Source organism: Curtobacterium salicis (assembly GCF_011759505.1).
GTDB classification, from domain to species: domain Bacteria; phylum Actinomycetota; class Actinomycetes; order Actinomycetales; family Microbacteriaceae; genus Curtobacterium; species Curtobacterium salicis.
In genome coordinates this window covers 492,528-507,695 of record NZ_JAAOYO010000004.1, presented here as the reverse complement: position 1 = coordinate 507,695, position 15,168 = coordinate 492,528, and the positions used below count along the sequence as shown (strand labels likewise).

At 69.7% G+C, this 15,168-nt stretch carries 17 protein-coding genes; 1 reads left to right on the top strand and 16 read right to left on the bottom strand.

Annotation, left to right across the window (positions count from 1 at the left end):
- Positions 1–56: 56 nt before the first annotated feature.
- The gene (locus E9228_RS14790) at positions 57–1,412 is read left to right on the top strand and encodes an O-antigen ligase family protein (RefSeq protein WP_166781284.1); all 1,356 of its coding nucleotides are present in this window, start codon (positions 57–59) and stop codon (positions 1,410–1,412) included.
- Positions 1,413–1,468: 56 nt separating this feature from the next.
- Here the strand turns inward: E9228_RS14790 and E9228_RS14785 are convergent, their stop codons facing one another.
- The 16 genes from E9228_RS14785 to E9228_RS14705 all read right to left on the bottom strand — a co-directional run bounded on the left by E9228_RS14785 (position 1,469) and on the right by E9228_RS14705 (position 15,162).
- A complete protein-coding gene (locus tag E9228_RS14785; protein ID WP_166780852.1) occupies positions 1,469–2,887 on the bottom strand; it encodes an SGNH/GDSL hydrolase family protein in 1,419 nt (472 codons plus the stop codon).
- A 515-nt stretch (positions 2,888–3,402) separates the two neighbouring features.
- Positions 3,403–3,774: a hypothetical protein gene (locus E9228_RS14775; RefSeq protein ID WP_166781283.1), complete on the bottom strand. Its 372-nt coding sequence runs from the start codon at positions 3,772–3,774 to the stop codon at positions 3,403–3,405.
- A complete protein-coding gene (locus tag E9228_RS14770) occupies positions 3,771–4,274 on the bottom strand; it encodes a hypothetical protein (protein ID WP_166781282.1) in 504 nt (167 codons plus the stop codon). Before E9228_RS14770 ends, E9228_RS14775 begins: the two co-directional genes overlap by 4 nt.
- On the bottom strand, positions 4,271–4,648 hold the full coding sequence (locus E9228_RS14765; RefSeq protein WP_166781281.1) for a hypothetical protein: 378 nt from the start codon (positions 4,646–4,648) through the stop codon (positions 4,271–4,273). Before E9228_RS14765 ends, E9228_RS14770 begins: the two co-directional genes overlap by 4 nt.
- A 2-nt stretch (positions 4,649–4,650) precedes the next feature.
- A complete protein-coding gene (locus E9228_RS14760; protein ID WP_166781280.1) occupies positions 4,651–5,454 on the bottom strand; it encodes a M15 family metallopeptidase domain-containing protein in 804 nt (267 codons plus the stop codon).
- Between the two features lie 58 nt (positions 5,455–5,512).
- A complete protein-coding gene (locus tag E9228_RS14755) occupies positions 5,513–6,496 on the bottom strand; it encodes a hypothetical protein (protein ID WP_166781279.1) in 984 nt (327 codons plus the stop codon).
- A 10-nt stretch (positions 6,497–6,506) separates the two neighbouring features.
- Positions 6,507–7,673 carry a Gp37-like protein gene (locus E9228_RS14750; protein WP_166781278.1) on the bottom strand — a complete coding sequence of 389 codons (1,167 nt, stop codon included), beginning with the start codon at positions 7,671–7,673 and terminating at the stop codon, positions 6,507–6,509.
- On the bottom strand, positions 7,670–8,731 hold the full coding sequence (locus E9228_RS14745) for a phage distal tail protein (RefSeq protein ID WP_166781277.1): 1,062 nt from the start codon (positions 8,729–8,731) through the stop codon (positions 7,670–7,672). The genes E9228_RS14750 and E9228_RS14745 overlap by 4 nt, the downstream gene beginning before the upstream one ends.
- A gap of 16 nt (positions 8,732–8,747) precedes the next feature.
- The gene (locus E9228_RS14740; RefSeq protein WP_166781276.1) at positions 8,748–12,053 is read right to left on the bottom strand and encodes a phage tail length tape measure family protein; all 3,306 of its coding nucleotides are present in this window, start codon (positions 12,051–12,053) and stop codon (positions 8,748–8,750) included.
- A gap of 12 nt (positions 12,054–12,065) precedes the next feature.
- Positions 12,066–12,383: a hypothetical protein gene (locus E9228_RS14735; protein WP_166781275.1), complete on the bottom strand. Its 318-nt coding sequence runs from the start codon at positions 12,381–12,383 to the stop codon at positions 12,066–12,068.
- Positions 12,384–12,421: 38 nt separating this feature from the next.
- Complete coding sequence (locus E9228_RS14730) at positions 12,422–12,832, bottom strand: hypothetical protein (protein ID WP_166781274.1); 411 nt, start codon at positions 12,830–12,832, stop codon at positions 12,422–12,424.
- A gap of 80 nt (positions 12,833–12,912) precedes the next feature.
- Positions 12,913–13,506, bottom strand: a complete 594-nt coding sequence (locus E9228_RS14725; RefSeq protein WP_166781273.1) for a phage tail tube protein — start codon at positions 13,504–13,506, stop codon at positions 12,913–12,915.
- Between the two features lie 64 nt (positions 13,507–13,570).
- Positions 13,571–13,990: a hypothetical protein gene (locus E9228_RS14720; RefSeq protein ID WP_166781272.1), complete on the bottom strand. Its 420-nt coding sequence runs from the start codon at positions 13,988–13,990 to the stop codon at positions 13,571–13,573.
- Between the two features lies 1 nt (position 13,991).
- Positions 13,992–14,249: a hypothetical protein gene (locus E9228_RS14715; RefSeq protein WP_166781271.1), complete on the bottom strand. Its 258-nt coding sequence runs from the start codon at positions 14,247–14,249 to the stop codon at positions 13,992–13,994.
- Positions 14,249–14,587 carry a hypothetical protein gene (locus E9228_RS14710; protein WP_166781270.1) on the bottom strand — a complete coding sequence of 113 codons (339 nt, stop codon included), beginning with the start codon at positions 14,585–14,587 and terminating at the stop codon, positions 14,249–14,251. The genes E9228_RS14715 and E9228_RS14710 overlap by 1 nt, the downstream gene beginning before the upstream one ends.
- Positions 14,584–15,162 (bottom strand): hypothetical protein, encoded by a 579-nt coding sequence (locus E9228_RS14705; RefSeq protein WP_166781269.1) that lies wholly within the window; start codon positions 15,160–15,162, stop codon positions 14,584–14,586. Before E9228_RS14705 ends, E9228_RS14710 begins: the two co-directional genes overlap by 4 nt.
- Positions 15,163–15,168: the final 6 nt, after the last annotated feature.

Here is a 15,168-nt window from a genome sequence, read left to right as displayed (position 1 = left end):
AGACCGAAGAACATGAGGGTCTGTGACACACTGATCCGCGTGACCGGGGGACGACGATGAACAGCACCTACGCGCTCGGCTTCGGCGTTCTCGGCCTCGTCATGGCCGTCCTCTTCATCCGGGCCCTCCGGCCGATGTGGAACCGGCAGCAGTGGACCACCGCAACAGTCCTCGGCCTGATAACCGTCCTCCTGCCCAACGCGACGACCGCCGCATCGGTTTTCCTCGGCAGCCGGTCCGTCATCCTCGACGGCTTTTACAACGGCATCGTCTCCTACGGCGGAACAGCCGCGAAGGTGAACACGATTGCGTCGCCGCTTCTCGCCGTCCTCGCGCTGATCGTGCTCGCCGCGTCCCTCAAGATGTCGTCGAAACCGAACCTCGCACCCGCCGCGATCGCAGGGCTCGTCGTCCTCGGCCTGATCTTCGGATCCCTCTACGGCAGCAGCCTCGCCAACGGCGGCGTGATCACCCTGCTCCTCGTCCTCATCGCGGCGGTCTTCGTCCCTCGCGGCCGTGGGGTCCTTGAAGGCGCAGCCATCGGCTTGGCGCTCCTCATCGTGCTCAGCCTCCTCGGGTCGCTCGTCGCAGCGAGCTCGGTGTCGCAGTCTTGCGGCCTCCGCAAGTGCGGCGCGCTCGGGTTCCTCTTCTCCGGCGTCGCCGACAACAACAACGCCTTCGGGCTCCTCGCATCGATGGCGATCCCCGTGCTCTACTTCGGGCTCCGCAAGCACCAGCTGCTGTTCGCGACCGCGGCCGCAGTCCTCGCCGTCAGCAGTGGGTCCCGAACCGGCGCGATTGCCGCCGCCTGTGGGCTGATCCTCTGCGCCATCCACAAGCGCGCCGCACTGCGCACCGGTTCCCTGCGGCTCGCCATCTTCGCCGCATCCGTTCTCGGCGTCGGCGTCGGCATCCTGCCGCTTCTGCCCCTCTCGCCCGAGGCGTTCACCGGCCGCGTCGCGCTCTGGCGCACCGCGTTCAGTGAGATGGCGAAGCAGCCCTTCATCGGACACGGCGGAGAGTTCTGGCGTGATCAGGTGAACTTCCGCGTGATCGCACACGCCGCCGGCTACTCCACCCACAACCAATTCGTCGAGTCCTACTTCGTCGCAGGGATCTTCGGCATCGTGTTGCTCTTCGCCGCGGTGATCATCGCGCTCCGTGCGAACCGCGGCCACCTCGGACAGGTGAGCATCCTCCTGGTGCCGATCCTCATCTGCGCACTCACCGAGCGCCCGTGGTCCCTGGGCCCGATCGACTGGCTCAGTTGGTCGCTCGTCGTCGTCCTCACGATTCAGTTTTCGACGAATGCCGAGACGCCGGAGGAGCTGCCTGCCGAGATCGCGAAAGCCAGCCGGGGTCCACAGCGCCGCCGCGGTCGACGACCACTCAGCGCTGGCTCCCGCTGGTAGCAAACGACGAAACGCCCCCGAGCATGGCCGAAACCATGCCCGGGGGCGTTTGCCTTCTACTTCACGTAGCCGCTTCGCAGCGAGGTTGCGGTCGACGTCACGTTCGCATCGGACAGCGCTGAGTCGTTGTAGACCAGGTCGAGAACCTCGAAGCCTGCACCACCGCCGACGTTGAACTGGCCGTTCGACGGAGCAGCCGTACCGGAACCGACCTTGACGCCGTCGATCCACAGCGCCGCGGTCGCGCCGCTCATCACCAGGGTGAACACGTGCGGCGCCGTGTCCGCGGTCAGGGTGCTGTTGATCGCAGCGCCTCCCGACGTCGCGTACGTCCCGAACTTCGCGCCGTTGACCCGGAGGAGCACGCCGAGGAGGTTGAGGAACAGCTTCCCGTTCGCGTCTGCCGCGTCGGTCAGGCGGCCGACGACCGTCACAGTGGCGATGCCAGGGGTCGCTCCGAGATACCCGCCGATGCTCGTCGTCGACGACACCAGCGCGGGGTTCCTCTTGAACAGCGAGTCCACGACCCCGGTCGGCCGCGACGCCACGGTCCCCTGTGTCAGCTGCACCGTTCCCGTCAGGGGCGGCACGGAGGCGATCTGCTGCCCGGCCGCACGCCCACTGAGGTCCCAGCGGTTCGTCGCCGCGGTCGGCAATGCCGGGGCGATGTAGAGCGACACCCAGCCCAGCTTCACCATCTCGTTCGCCACGAAGGTCGCGATGGCCCGGCGGCCCGCCGCGTTCGGGTGCACGTCGTCCTGGCGGAACGACCGCGGCGTCAGCCCCGCGTCGATGTCCGACTGGTCATCAGTCGTGAAGGTAATTCCAGCCGACGTCGCCGCCGCCGCCGTTCGCAGCCACGCGCCGACGTCCCGGTACTGCTCGGGGAACGCCTCGAGGTACGCGTAGTTCGTCGCGTCCGGGGACACCTGCCCCGCCCAAGGCAGAACGCTCAGCACGAGGAACCGCGTGTTCGCGTAGGCGACCATGCGCCGCACGGCGTTCACGTTGCCGGTGACGTCCTGCGCGCCGTTGCGTCCGGCGGCGAAGACCTGGACGGCCTCCCTGTTGAAGACGCTGGTCGCGTCCGCGGGCACGAACTTCACCGCACCAGACAGCGGCACCGCAGCACCCGGCGTCGTGCGCGAGAAGGTGAGCGTGTTGGACGGCTGATCCCACGACAGCGTGCCGGGCACGCCATGAGACGAGCCGAGACGCGATCCGCTGTAGGACCCGCCGAGCGGGTTGATGTCGGCCGTGACGGTCACGGAGCCGGACGTCGGGATCTGCGCACCGCTGAACGTCAGCTGCGCGAGGATTCCGCCCTGACGGGCGCCGACCTGGGGTGAGGACTGCCCCCACTTCCCGCCGTTGTAGACGGGCACGCCGGTGAGCTGCGCGAGCAGGTCCGGGTAGGAGTCAGTACCGACCCCGATCTCCGTGATCGAATCGCCCCAGCAGGCGATCGCGGTCACAGACGCGGGAGTGCGAGCCTGGGTGCCGGCGACACCATCGGCTCCCGTGGGGCCTGCCGGTCCGGTGGGCCCGGCCGATCCTGCGGGGCCAGCAACGCCCGCAGGACCCGCAGGGCCTGCAGGTCCTGCGGGGCCAGCGGGGCCGCGTGTCTTCGCGACGGCGGCTCCCTCGACAGTGGCCGGATCACCGAGTGTCATCGCGAGAGCTGCACGCATCACATCGGGCAGCAGGAAGGTCGTCTGGTCGACCAAGGGGATGATGCTGCCCTCAGGCAGGGTCGCCATCCCCGTCTCCTGATTGACCGTGATCGGGCCCTGCTTCGGTAGGGCCGACGCGGGGTCCACGCCGTCGCCGATCCAGAACGCTCCGGTGTCCGATGCGACGACGATCTCTCGGGCGAGCGGCACATCAGAGGACGAGAGGATCTCAGCCTCGGTCGTGCCGCGCTGCAGCATACGGGTGAAGGTGGTGGCCATCGGCACTCACTTCCTGGGGTCTGGCCGACGGCGTCGGCTCATGCGGTGGTCGGTCGGGCGCCGGTCGGCCAGGCGCTGTCGTCACGTGCCTGCCGAGCGGCCCGGGCGCGGTCGATCTTCTGCTGCTCGATCGCGGTGAACACGATCGGCGGCTTCGTCCGCTCGACGGCGGCGGTCAGCGCGTCGTTCGAGTCGGTGAGGATGGTGACCATCAGGTGCTCGGCATCGCGTTCACGGATGACCGTGTCGAGGTCCTCGCGGACGGCGCGGAGCTCGGTCCACACCTCGGTGATCGCGACGTCACGCGCGGACGCGGGGCGCGGGGGCAGACGACGCTGGACGAACAGCAGCACGGCGCCGACGGACCCGCCGCTAGCGGTGATCAGGGCGATGAGGACGGCGTCGCTCACGTGCGCTCCTTCGGCTTGGGCGCCTCCTCGCGCTCCGAAAGGTGCAACGCTCGGTAGAACGGGACGACAGACACCGCCATCGGCAGGACGGCATACGCGAGGCGTTCCCAGTCCCCGTCCGCGTGGGTGCGGACGATGATCGACACCGCGTAGGCGAACAGGCTCAGGATCAGCACGTACTCGGACAGGATCTCAATCAGGAGCACCCGCTCGGGCAGCGGGTGCCGCGACGGCAGCCGCTCCCGGTACCGGCGGGACACCTGCACGCCGACGATCGATCCCACCGACGCGAGGATGATGATCGCCGGGATCCCCACCGACCACGCCCGGCCCAGGGTGACAGCCACCGTGGTGATGCCGAACACGGCCGTGAGGACGCCGTAGACGGCGAGGAACGCGTACTTCACCGTCAGCGTCACGTACAGCGACGGGTGCGGCTCGTACTGCACGTCCTCACCCCAAGCGCGGCCGACGGCGGTGCGAAGTCGGCGGCCGCTCACGGTGCCTGCTCGTTGCGCAGGTCGAGCGTCGACGGCGCGAACTGCGCGGGCTGCAGCGCCTGCGACTTCGCCGCGGCCTGCTCCTTCGCGACCGCGCGCGGGGTCGACCCGAAACCGATGGCGGTCAGCCACCGGTTCACGGTCGGGAGGGCGATGATCGCGGTCAGCGCCGAGTTGATCGCGAGGGCCTGCACACCGACCGCCGTGAGCCCGGTCGCCGCCGGCCACTGGCCCTGCACGATCTGGATGATCTGCGGGATCAGCGGCAGCAGGGTGAGCGCCGTTGTGAGCGCGGTCCTGAGGACGCGCTGCCCTCGGTACCAGATCGCCTCGACGTCGAACTTCTTCGGCTCGGTGACCTCGTGGTCTGCCATGGTCAGGCTGCCTTCTCGTTCGCGATCTGCTTGTCGATCTGCGCCGACCGCGGGAAGCCGAGGTCGACGCGGTTGGTCTGGATGTCCTCGAGCAGGTCGATGACCTGCGTCGGCGTCATGCGCCGGTACAGGGTGCCGATGCCGCGGGTGGCCTTCGCGTTCGCGACGGCGTGCGCCTTCCGGCCCGTACCGCGCGCGGTGAGCTCGCCGAAGTCGTAGTAGGTGCGGGTCTTGCTGGACTGTCCGTGTCGCATGTCGCTGCCCTCCGAGGGGATCGGTGCGGGTGGGTTGGGTGCCGGCGCGGGCGTCGGCGGTGCCGGGTTGACGTCGTTCGCGACGATCTCGGCAGCGTTCGGGTACGGCGGCAGGAGCTCGGCGCGGGTCGCCATCTCGTGGTGCCACTGCTCGCCGAAGTTGATGCCGGTGTGGGTGCCGCCGCGGGCTTCGACGAGCTCGTGGAGCTTCGCGAACTCTTCGGCGGTCAGCGCCCGGTTGGAGCCGTCCGGCATCGTGATGCCGAAGTCGATCGCGTTGCCGTGCAGGACCTCGTCGTGCCGGGAGGTGAACGGAGGTGCGACGGCGACGCCAAGGATGAACCGGTTCGCCCACAGCGCGGACTGCCGGACCCGGGACCGCATGGCCTCGTTGACCGACAGGAACCCGATGGCGCCGCGGTCGCGCTGCCAGGCGTTGAAGTCGGCGATGACGGACAGCACCTGGAGTGCGATCCGGGCCGACATGACAAACTGCTCGACGCCGCGAAGGTCCCCGTACGAGGACTTCCCGACGCTGAATCTGGCGACCATGGGTCTCCTTCAACGAGAAGAGCCGCCCCCGGAGGGACGGCTCAGATGGACGGCAGGGTCAGGCGATGCGCGTGACGGAGAGCTTCACGTCCGGCTTGTTCGCCGTCGACGCGTGCTGCTGGAACAGCCACACCGCGAGTGGGTTCGACGCGGACACCCAGCCGTTCCACGTCACCGTCGCGATGTACTCCCCGTCGGGCAGCGGCGCTCGAGCGAGGCTGTCCGCGGACGCGTTCGCCGGCGCGATCTCCACGAACGACCGGCCGTCGGAGCCGGGGGCGCCGAGCTTCATCGTGGCGGAGATGACGTAGTGGCCGTCGTCGAGCTTGAACGCTCCGGCCTGCATGTCCATCCACCCGGCGTCACGGACCACCGTGGGGCTGAACGTGAGAGCGGCGACCCGCTGGCCGCTGCCGACGTTCTGCGCCGTGCGGGTGCCCTGCCACGTGCCCTGCGTCGGGCCCGCCTCCCACGTTGGGCTCGTCAGCGTGCCGCCGGCCCGGTAGGGGCGCTTCACGTCGGTGCACTCGATCGTCGTGCCCTTGAGGAACCGCAGCGGGCTCGCGGCGAGCACGGCGTCCTTCGACGCGGACAGCAGCCGGGGCTGCAGCGCCGGGAGGAGCGTCAGCAGCGTCGCGGCGGCGAGGGTCTGCCCGGCCGCCCGGACGATGCTGTGCAGCGGCAGGAACACCCGGCCGGGTGCGAGCTGCGCGAGCTGCGGCGCGGTCAGAACCGTCAGCAGCACCGGCATCGTCGCGTTCTCGGGGTCGTACAGCAACCCGATGTTGTACGTCGTCGACGCGGTGACGGCCGGCACGGTGAGCGTCTTCGTGACGTCCAGCTGGTGCCCGAAGCCGTTCACCACCGCGCGGGCCGGACCGCGGGTGGAGGGCTTCACGGTCACGGTGTCGTTGATGTTCAGCACGATCGCGTACGGGTTGCCCCAGTCGTCGAGGACACCGGAGCCGGACGCGCCGACGGTCTGCGCCCACGCGTCGTCGGACAGGTCCGCTCCGACGAGCGGGAACGAGGTCTCAGCCATGCGGGTCTCCTCAGCTTGCTTGCAGTCGGTCGATGGCGCGGAGCGCCTTCGCGACGTTCTTGTTCGTCTTCGTGGTCCAGTTCGAGGCGTCCCGTGAGCCGACGACGCCGGTGATCGTCTCCGTCGCCTGCCCGTTCGACCGCTCGACCGTCGTCGTGACCTCACGGACCACGTCGGTGAGGGGTAGCCCGTCGAGGCTGACCGCGACCCGGTCGCCGACCTGCCAGTCACGCCGGTACCGGACGTCGACGGAGTCAGCGACGGTGAAGCTGATGGACACCGGCTCCGCGCCGTCCGCGAGGGCGTCGTCGCCGGCCTGCACGAGCTCGTCGTAGTTCGTCGTCGACGCCTGGTCGATGAGCTGCTCGACGCGGGCCCCCCACGTCGTCTCCGCGTCCGCCGAGGTGCGTTCGACGAGGACCCGCGCGGCACCCTCACCGCCGCCCGCGACGATCGCGGACGTGACCGTGGGGCGGGTGAGCGTGTACGACCAGTCATCGCCGATCGTCGCACCGGTGAAGTCGTTGCCGGTCCCGAACCGGACGTTCCCCGACAGGTCAGCGACCGGACGGACGACGACCTCGAGGTACGGGCCCGACGCGTCCTCGCTGTGGAGGATGTCGACGTGCAGTCCGCCGGACTCGGCGACATCAGCGACGACGGCGAGCAGCTGATCGAACCGGCCCTGCACGGACACGTTCTTCCCGCGGCCCTGCGTGGCCGGCACACGCAGTTTCGCGATGCGCCTGCCCGGGAGGGCAGTCGGGCCTGCGTTCGCCGCCGTGTAGCCCAGCAGGACCGTCTCCGCGGGACCCGACCGGTTGTCGTACGCCTTCGTCTGCGACGCGACCGGCACAGCCGGGTCCGGGAGGATGCCGCGGCCAGCGAGCTGCGTGAGATCCGACCAGCCGGACACCGTCGACTCTTGAGCTCCACGGTCGATCTGCACGATCGGCCCCGACATGATCTTCACGCCGCCGCGGAACAGGATGACCCCGTTGCCAGCGGTGAGCAGCCCAGTCAGTCCCTCGTTGCGTGCGGTCACCGACCAGGCGCCGGGGACCGCCGCGAGGACGTTGTGCCGCTCGACGACGTCGAGCTTCGACCAGAACCGCACCGGGTCGAACACACGGCGCAGGTTCACGTCGCGCGGTTGGATCGTCCAGTTGCCGCTCACCACGCCGCCTTCCACTGCGGCGTCCACCGCATCACCAGGCCCGCACCGTCACCGGCGGTCGAGAGGACCACCGACACCCGGTTCACGCCCGGGCGGAGCGGCGCGAACGTGGCACCCATCGTGATGCGGTCCCACGCGATCGCGCCGTCGAGCCGCGCGGATCGTGCACGGGGGTCGGTGACGAGGCGGAGGATCTGACCGGCGGGGACACCGCCGGGAACGTCGACTGACGTACCCGGGTAGGTGACCGTCACCGACGGGACCGGGCCGAGGACCTCGTACTCCGTCCACGTCGGGACGTCGCCCTCGACGGGGATCGGCATGTTCTCGCCGACGACGGTCGAGGGGCTGATGCTGCGCGGCCACGGCGCTGTACCGGTGCCGTCGCCGAGGAAGTCCTCACCGGAGACGATCGAGTACGACCGCTCCACCGGCTCACGGGCGTGCCAGTACGGCGACACGGCGACGAACGTGAGCCCGTACGTCGCCCAGTCCTCACCGGACGCGTCACCGCCCTCCTCGCCCTCCATGCCGCCCTTGTAGGTGACGTCGAGGACCCGCTCACCCTTCGACGAACGGGCGACCAGCCGGCAGGTGCCGACCTGGCCGATGTCGACGTCGTCCCACGCGGACACGATGCCCTGGAACTCGTCGAGGATCGCGAAGAACTCCGCCTGCGACTCGTCTGACCACAACCCGATGGGGAGGAACACCTCCCGCTCGAGCACGTTCACCTCCTGCAGCCACGACCCGGCCATGCCGGGTGTGGTGCCGGTGACGACGTCCACGGGTGGGAGGCGGAGGCCGGTCGCGCCGGGCATGAGCACCCGGCCCGACCGGCCACCCGCGAGGACCACCGACACGGCGCCGTCGAGGGACTCGAGGGACAGCACCCGGGAGTCCGTCGGCCCCGGGATCGGCGGCAGCGGTGGGTCCGACGGGTCAGGAGTGTTCGCCCCGTTGTTGCCGTCGATGACGTTGAACACGTCCCCGTTGCCGTCGATGACGGCGGCGATCACCGAGCCCGGTGCGCCTCCGTCGATGGTGTCCTGATCCATCCGAGCACCTTCCTCGTCAGCCGCCGGTCATAACGTCGACCTTGTGCCAGGCGTTCAGGAGCTGCTGCTCCGTGAACGGCTTGTCGTAGTTCTGCACGGTCAGCGATGCGCTCCGTCCGCCCGTCCCCGCACCGGCCGGCGCAGCGGACTGCGCGGCAAGCGTCGGAGAGGTCAGCCGAGGCGCGTACGCCGCAGCTGACGGGATCCGCACCAGGTCACCCATGGCGTTCGCCACGGACTTGAACTGGCCACGGATGCCGGTCTCCACGCCGGCGCCGATCTGCGCGCCGACCTGGTCGCGCAGCACACGCGACGGGGAGTGGATGCCGAGCGCCTGCTTGATGCTCGACACCAGCCGCTCCGCGAGCCGCTTCATCTGCTTGACCAGCGCCGGTTCCTTCGCCTGCAGGCCGCGGAGGATGCCCGTCGCCGCGTTGATACCGGCGTCGTACATCGCGGTCGACGTCGACTTCCCGAGCGCCGACCCCGCAGACCCGAGCTGACCCTTCAGCTTCTTGATCTGCGCGATGCCCGACTTGCCGCTGTCAGCGATCGACTGCGCCACGCCCAGCGAGTCGACGCCGCCTCGAGCGAGCTCGTCGTACGTGGCCTTGTCGAGACCCTTCTTCTTCAGGTTCGCGAGGACGGCGGTGAACCGCTTCGTCTGCGCGATCTCGTTCTGCAGGTTCGCGACGTACCCGCCGGCCGTTGTCTGCTCTCCGGCGTTCACGGACCCGGTGACGTCGTCGCGGATCGACTTGGCGTAGTCCGCCTTGTCCTTCCGCAGATCGAGGACCTTCTCCCGAGCCGCCTTGATGCGGTCCAGGATCCTGTCCTGCTGCCCGGCGAGACGCTTCAGCCCCTTCGTGAGGGTGTCGGTCACCTGCAGCACTGACTGCTTCACCGTCTGGTTGATCTCGCCGGCACCGAACGACTTCGACACGGCGGCCGCGAGGTCCTTCGTCGCCTTGCTCACGCCCGGGGCGGATCCGGCGAGGCCCTGCTTCAGGCCCTCGCCGACGAACCCACCGATGTCGCGGAACAGCCTCGACGGGGAGTGGATCCCGAGGAAGCTCTTCACAGCCTCAACCGAGTTCCGGATCGGCGCGAGAACCGCATCGCGGATGCCGCCGGCGACGGACTGCGCTCCGGAGATGAAGCCGCGCATTACGTTCGCGCCGACGCTGACGAGCATCCCGCCCAGGCCAGACACCGCGCCGAGGATCCGACCCGGCAGCCCCGCGAAGAACGACACCGCTGAGCCGATCGCCGAGCCGATGCCGGCGGCCAGACTGCGGGCGGCGCCCACCGCCACGTTGAACCCGGCGGCGACTCCGGCTGCCATGGTCTGTACAGCGCCGACCAGCACCATCACGACGCCGCGCATCAGGTTGAACTGCGACACGAAGAACGAGCCGAGGAACTGCACAGCCGCCGACACCCCAGCGACCACCGCGTCCCACGCGGTGCGGAGGAACGACGTGAACCCGGCGAAGATCGCCTGACCGACCTTCGTCTGCGTGAAGAACCAGACGAACGCCGCCACGAGAGCTGCGACCGCGACGATCACGATGCCGATCGGGTTCGCGCTCAGCGCCGCGTTGAACAGCCACTGAGCAGCCGTCGCCGCCCCGGTCGCGACAGCCCCCGCGGCCATGGCGACCCGGGAGGCGATCATCGCCGTGGTGCTCGCGATGATCGCAGCCGTCTGCGCGACCGTCGCAGCGATCGCGGAGGTGATCTTCACGATGAAGTCGCCCGCGTACATCGCGACGAGAGCGACCGTGGCCGCCTTGTCAGCGACCTTCGCAGCCGTGCCTGCGATCGTCGCCCGAGTGCTGGCCGTCGTCGCGACCGTCGACGCGACGAGACCCTGGATGACGCCCGCGAAGGCGACACCCGCCATCGCGCCCTTCCAGACGACCCACGCGCCGGCGAGGGCGAGCAGAGCCGTCTTCGACGCCAGCACCGGGGTGATGACCTGCAGGAGCGCGACGAGGATGCTCGTCAGCGGCGGCAGCACCGCGACGAGCGCCGCGGTGAGACTCGTCGACAGGGACGCCGACATCGACACGATCAGCGGCAGCAGCGTGGTCAGGGCCGCCGTCAGCGTGTCCCCGAGCGCGATGCCGACCTGCGTGAGGGCGGCGCCGAGCGCGGGGAGGATCGGCTGCAGCGCCCGGAAGGCGATCGCCGTCGGCGAGAGGGAAGCCGCGAGCTGAACGAGCTGCGGCACCAGCCCGGAGAAGACAGGCTTCAGAGCAGCGAACGACGGCGCGATGGCCGCGAACGCCTGCTGCGACACGGTCTTCACCTTCATGAAGACGCCCGCGACCTCAGCACCCCAGCCAGGCCAAAAGCCCTGCTTCGTGCCAATGTCGTCGACCCCGTGAGCGAAGCCGGAGAAGAAGTCCATGGTGGCGCGCTTCGCGACGCCGAACGCGGAGGTGAGGCCGGTCGAGACGGTACCCGCGAGTGGGGTGAGGACGTTGTTCAGGAGGCCGGTGAGCCCGGACGCGACGCTGCCGAGCGCCGGGGTGACGTTCTGGAACAGCGTCTCGCCGAAGGTCCCCCAGGCGTGACCGAGGAGGTCGACCTTGCCGGCGTAGGTCGCCGCGTACGCCGCACCAGCGCCGCCGAACTCGCTGTTGAGCTCCTTCAGGATGATCTTCTGCGCACCCATGGTGTCGCCGGCGTCCACGAGGGACTGGATGACCTTCTTCTGGTCCTCGCTGAAGGTGACACCGACGCGGGAGAGAGCGGAGATGCCCTTCACCGGGTCGTTGAGCGCCTTGCCGAGCTGGATCGCGCCGCCCTTGGCGTCGGTACCCATCGCCCGAGACATGTCCGTCATGACGCGGGTGGTCTGGTCGAAGACGTCGTTGCCCTCGCCGGCGCCGTTCTTGATGTTCTTGAACGTGAGGAGGAGGTTCGCGCCCTCCTGGATCGACTCCGCCTCCGTGGCAGTCGAGTTCTCGAGCGACCCGGTCAGGTCCTCGATGTGCTTCGCGGAGACGCCTGCAGCGCCGCCCGTCGCCTTGATCGCCGACGCGCTCTGAGCGTTGAGCCGCTCGATGCGCTTCAGGGAGTCGATCTGCTCCTTGCCCCAGCCGGCGATTGCGCCGACGGCGAAGACGCCGGCCATGATCCCGGCGACGGGAGCGACAGCACCCTTCAGGGCGCCGACGATCCCGCCGCCGAGTGCACGGCCACCTGACGCTCCGGCCCCGCCGAGGCCGCCGAGCTCCGAAGCGATCGCGCCCTGAGCGCCCTTCAGCGAGGGGACGAGGGACAGGTACGCGGTTGCGAGCTCGGTAGCCACAGTCGCCTCCGATCAGGTACGGGGCGAGTACCCCAGGAGCTTGTCCATCGCGTCGAGCGACAGGACCGTGGTGCCGATGCGTTTCCGCTGCCCGGGTCGGAGGAGCGGCTTCGGGCGGGGGCCGGCCTTCTTGCCGGCGCGCTGCCAGTTCGCGATCTGCTCGACGTCGATGAGCGTCGCGAGGAGGTGCTCAGTCGGCCCCCATGCCGCGGCCTCGCCGTGGTAGGAGCGTGCGAACGCGGATGTGTGTGGTGCGTACCGGGTGAAGGCGCGCAGGTCCATCCACGAGAAGCCGGACGATCCCAGGTCATCCAGGGATCGCCCGGCCATGAACAGGTCGTAGCGGACGGCCTCTCCGTGCTCCCCGGTTAGGAGTCGGTGGAGGCCGAGGATTCCCCCAGCTCGGTGCCCGATGCGGCCTGCCACGCCTCGAAGAAGCCGAGCGCCTGGGACATGTCGTCGAACCGGTCCCAGAAGCCCGGGTGGTAGTGCTCGAGGAGGTCGCGGACGACGTCGACCTTCGGTGCCTCGGGGTCGATCTTGTCGACGAGGTTCGGGCGGAGGAACTGCATCTTCGGGATCGAGTAGGTGCGGGTGTCGGCCTTCTCGAACTGGGCGACGTGCGCTTCCCACTTCTTCCGGGCGGCTTCGAACTCCTCGAAGAGCGCGGGGTCCGCCTTCTTCGCGGCGGCGACGTCGGCGACCTTGCCCGCCGGCATCTTGAACTCGAACTGGTTCTGCTTGATCGACGCCTTCGAGGCGGGGACCTGGTACGGCATGCGGGACTCCTTCGATCGGGACTCTGGGGGTGTGGCAGCGGGCCGGGGCGAGTCCCGGTTTCCCCGACCCGCTGGTCTGGCTACGAGCCGGTCGTCGCGCCGACCTTGAGGCCGTCGTCGGTGAGCTCGTAGAAGAAGACGCCGTCCTCGTCGGGGAAGGCCGTCAGGGTCACGCCGCGGCCGGCGGCGTCCGAGTTGCCGAAGACGGTGTCGTCGGTCTCGGAGACCTGCCCGTCCGGGACGAGGATCTTGATGACCGCGTCACCGTCGGCCATGTCGAAGATCCACGCGAGGTGCGGGGACGCCTTGCCCTTCACCGCGACACGCATCTGCGTGCCGTGCGACGACGTCGCCGGGGTGACCACGACCGCGTCGGCGCCGTAGATGACCTTCGCGCCGTGCTCGGACAGGTACTCGAGGAACGCGAACTGGAACGTCGCCTCGTAGCCGGTCTGGGACTTCTTGACGGTCAGGCCCGACCAGTCCTTGATCGAGTTCGTGTCGCGCGACTCGGACTTCGTGAGCCCGTCCTCGGACACGTACCCGCCGGAGGTGAAGCCGTCGGGGATGGCGGTGACCGCGGTGCCGGGCATCGCCGTCTTGAGTGGTGCGTACAGCACGCCGCCGGTGGCGGCCGGCGTGCCGTTGACGACATTGAAGGCGGAGTTCGTCATGAGGGCCCCTTCCCGGGCAGCATGAAGAGGCCGCCAAGTCGGCGGCCGGTTCGGTTGGGTGGTGCTACGCGCGGGACCCGCGTAGAGCGACCGTGATGGTCGCGGTGTACCGGGCCTGCTCGGTGAGCGGGTCCGGCAGGTTCTGGGGGCGGCCGATGACGGCGACGCCCGGGGAGACGACCGCGGCGCGGCCGAGCTGCCGGTCGCGTCCGGCCTGCATGAGGATCGCGACGGCGAGGTTCGTGATCTCGGCAGCGTCCGTGTCCGTGTCCGCGTAGCCCTCGACGACGAGCGTCGGCTGGTCGACGTTGATGGTGAGCTGCTGACCGCCCGTCGCCCGGAGACGGACGAACCGGCGCGGTCGGCGCGACGGGATGCGCCCGGCCGCCCGGACGTCGGAGAACGCCTCCGACGCTGCGAACGCGGCAGTGAGATGGTCGCCGGCTTCCTGCTCGACGTCGGGGAAGACGATCAGATCAGACACGTCAGCTCCTCCCCGCGTCGAGAGCTCGCGTGAGCGTGCGGTCGGTGGCCTCGGCGAGCATGCCCTGGACACTCGCGGTCGCGACGTACACGGCGGCACGCTGACGGCCCGTCACGGCGATCACGTCGAAGTCAGGCGCGCCACCTGCCGCCGCCTGGATCGCTTCGCCACGGCGCAGCAGCTCCGCCTTGATCTCCTCGGACTGCAGGAGGGCGACGACGCCGGCGGAGTTCAGCTCGACACGGATGCTGCCGGCCATCAGCCCTCCCAGCGCTGCAAGACGATGCGGACGGTGTCCAGGGCGCCGGTCGGGGACTTCACGCGCTGCGGGTCGCCGAGCACCTCGTACTCGACGCCCTCGTAGCGGACATGGTCCGTGGAGACGACGTCTGCGCCCTTCGGCGCGGCGACGGTCCAGCCGGTGGACACCGCGAGGCGGCCGTCGTTGGACTCCTGCGACAGGGCCGGTTCGAGCCAGCACCGACCGATCGGCAGCTCGCCGGCGGTCGCTCGGTAGTCGGGGACGTCGACGCCGTGATCGGAGCGGGTCGGGTACCGGAGTCGGGTGATCGTCTCGCGGGCGAACGACGCCGTCACGGGAGCGGACCCAGCGTGTACGGGGCGAGGGCCGCGAGCTCGTGCTCGAGGATCACCGTGCCGCCGGCGACGCCGGCAGCCGTCGTCGACCAGGTGACGTTCGCGACGAGGGTCTGCTCACGGACGACGCCGAGCGGTGATCCGAGGGCCCGGGCGGCCATCTGCAGCGTCAGGTCGACGATCGGTTCCGGCACCGGGTCGTACCCGTGCCGAAGGTCGACCTCGATCGCACCGAACTCGGCGGACAACGGCGTCGCGGACCGGATCATGCCGGTGCTGCGCGAGACGCGGTAGCTGGTCGAGTCGAGGGGCTGCCCGGACTGCCGGATGGCGGTGACCTCGACGATGCGGAGCGTGGGGAGGACGAGCAGGCGTGAGCCGGGCCCGTCCAGGAAGAGCGTGTCGGTGGCGACCGGGCCGACGACCCACCCGCAGTGGTCGCGGATCATCTGCGTCGCGACGGCGAGCGCGGTGGCGAGGAACGGGCGGTCCTTCGGGATCGCCCCCTCGGTGCGCTCCTCCATCTGCTCGGCGGACGCGAACGCGAACGGCTGCGGGGTGGTGTCGTCGGCCACGGTGCC

Coding starts and splice junctions, on each gene's coding strand:
- E9228_RS14790 (WP_166781284.1), top strand. CDS start 57: ATGAACAGCACCTACGCGCTCGGCTTCGGCGTTCTCGGCCTCGTCATG.
- E9228_RS14765 (WP_166781281.1), bottom strand. CDS start 4,648: ATGGCAGACCACGAGGTCACCGAGCCGAAGAAGTTCGACGTCGAGGCG.
- E9228_RS14760 (WP_166781280.1), bottom strand. CDS start 5,454: ATGGTCGCCAGATTCAGCGTCGGGAAGTCCTCGTACGGGGACCTTCGC.
- E9228_RS14755 (WP_166781279.1), bottom strand. CDS start 6,496: ATGGCTGAGACCTCGTTCCCGCTCGTCGGAGCGGACCTGTCCGACGAC.
- E9228_RS14745 (WP_166781277.1), bottom strand. CDS start 8,731: ATGGATCAGGACACCATCGACGGAGGCGCACCGGGCTCGGTGATCGCC.
- E9228_RS14735 (WP_166781275.1), bottom strand. CDS start 12,383: ATGGCCGGGCGATCCCTGGATGACCTGGGATCGTCCGGCTTCTCGTGG.
- E9228_RS14730 (WP_166781274.1), bottom strand. CDS start 12,832: ATGCCGTACCAGGTCCCCGCCTCGAAGGCGTCGATCAAGCAGAACCAG.
- E9228_RS14725 (WP_166781273.1), bottom strand. CDS start 13,506: ATGACGAACTCCGCCTTCAATGTCGTCAACGGCACGCCGGCCGCCACC.
- E9228_RS14715 (WP_166781271.1), bottom strand. CDS start 14,249: ATGGCCGGCAGCATCCGTGTCGAGCTGAACTCCGCCGGCGTCGTCGCC.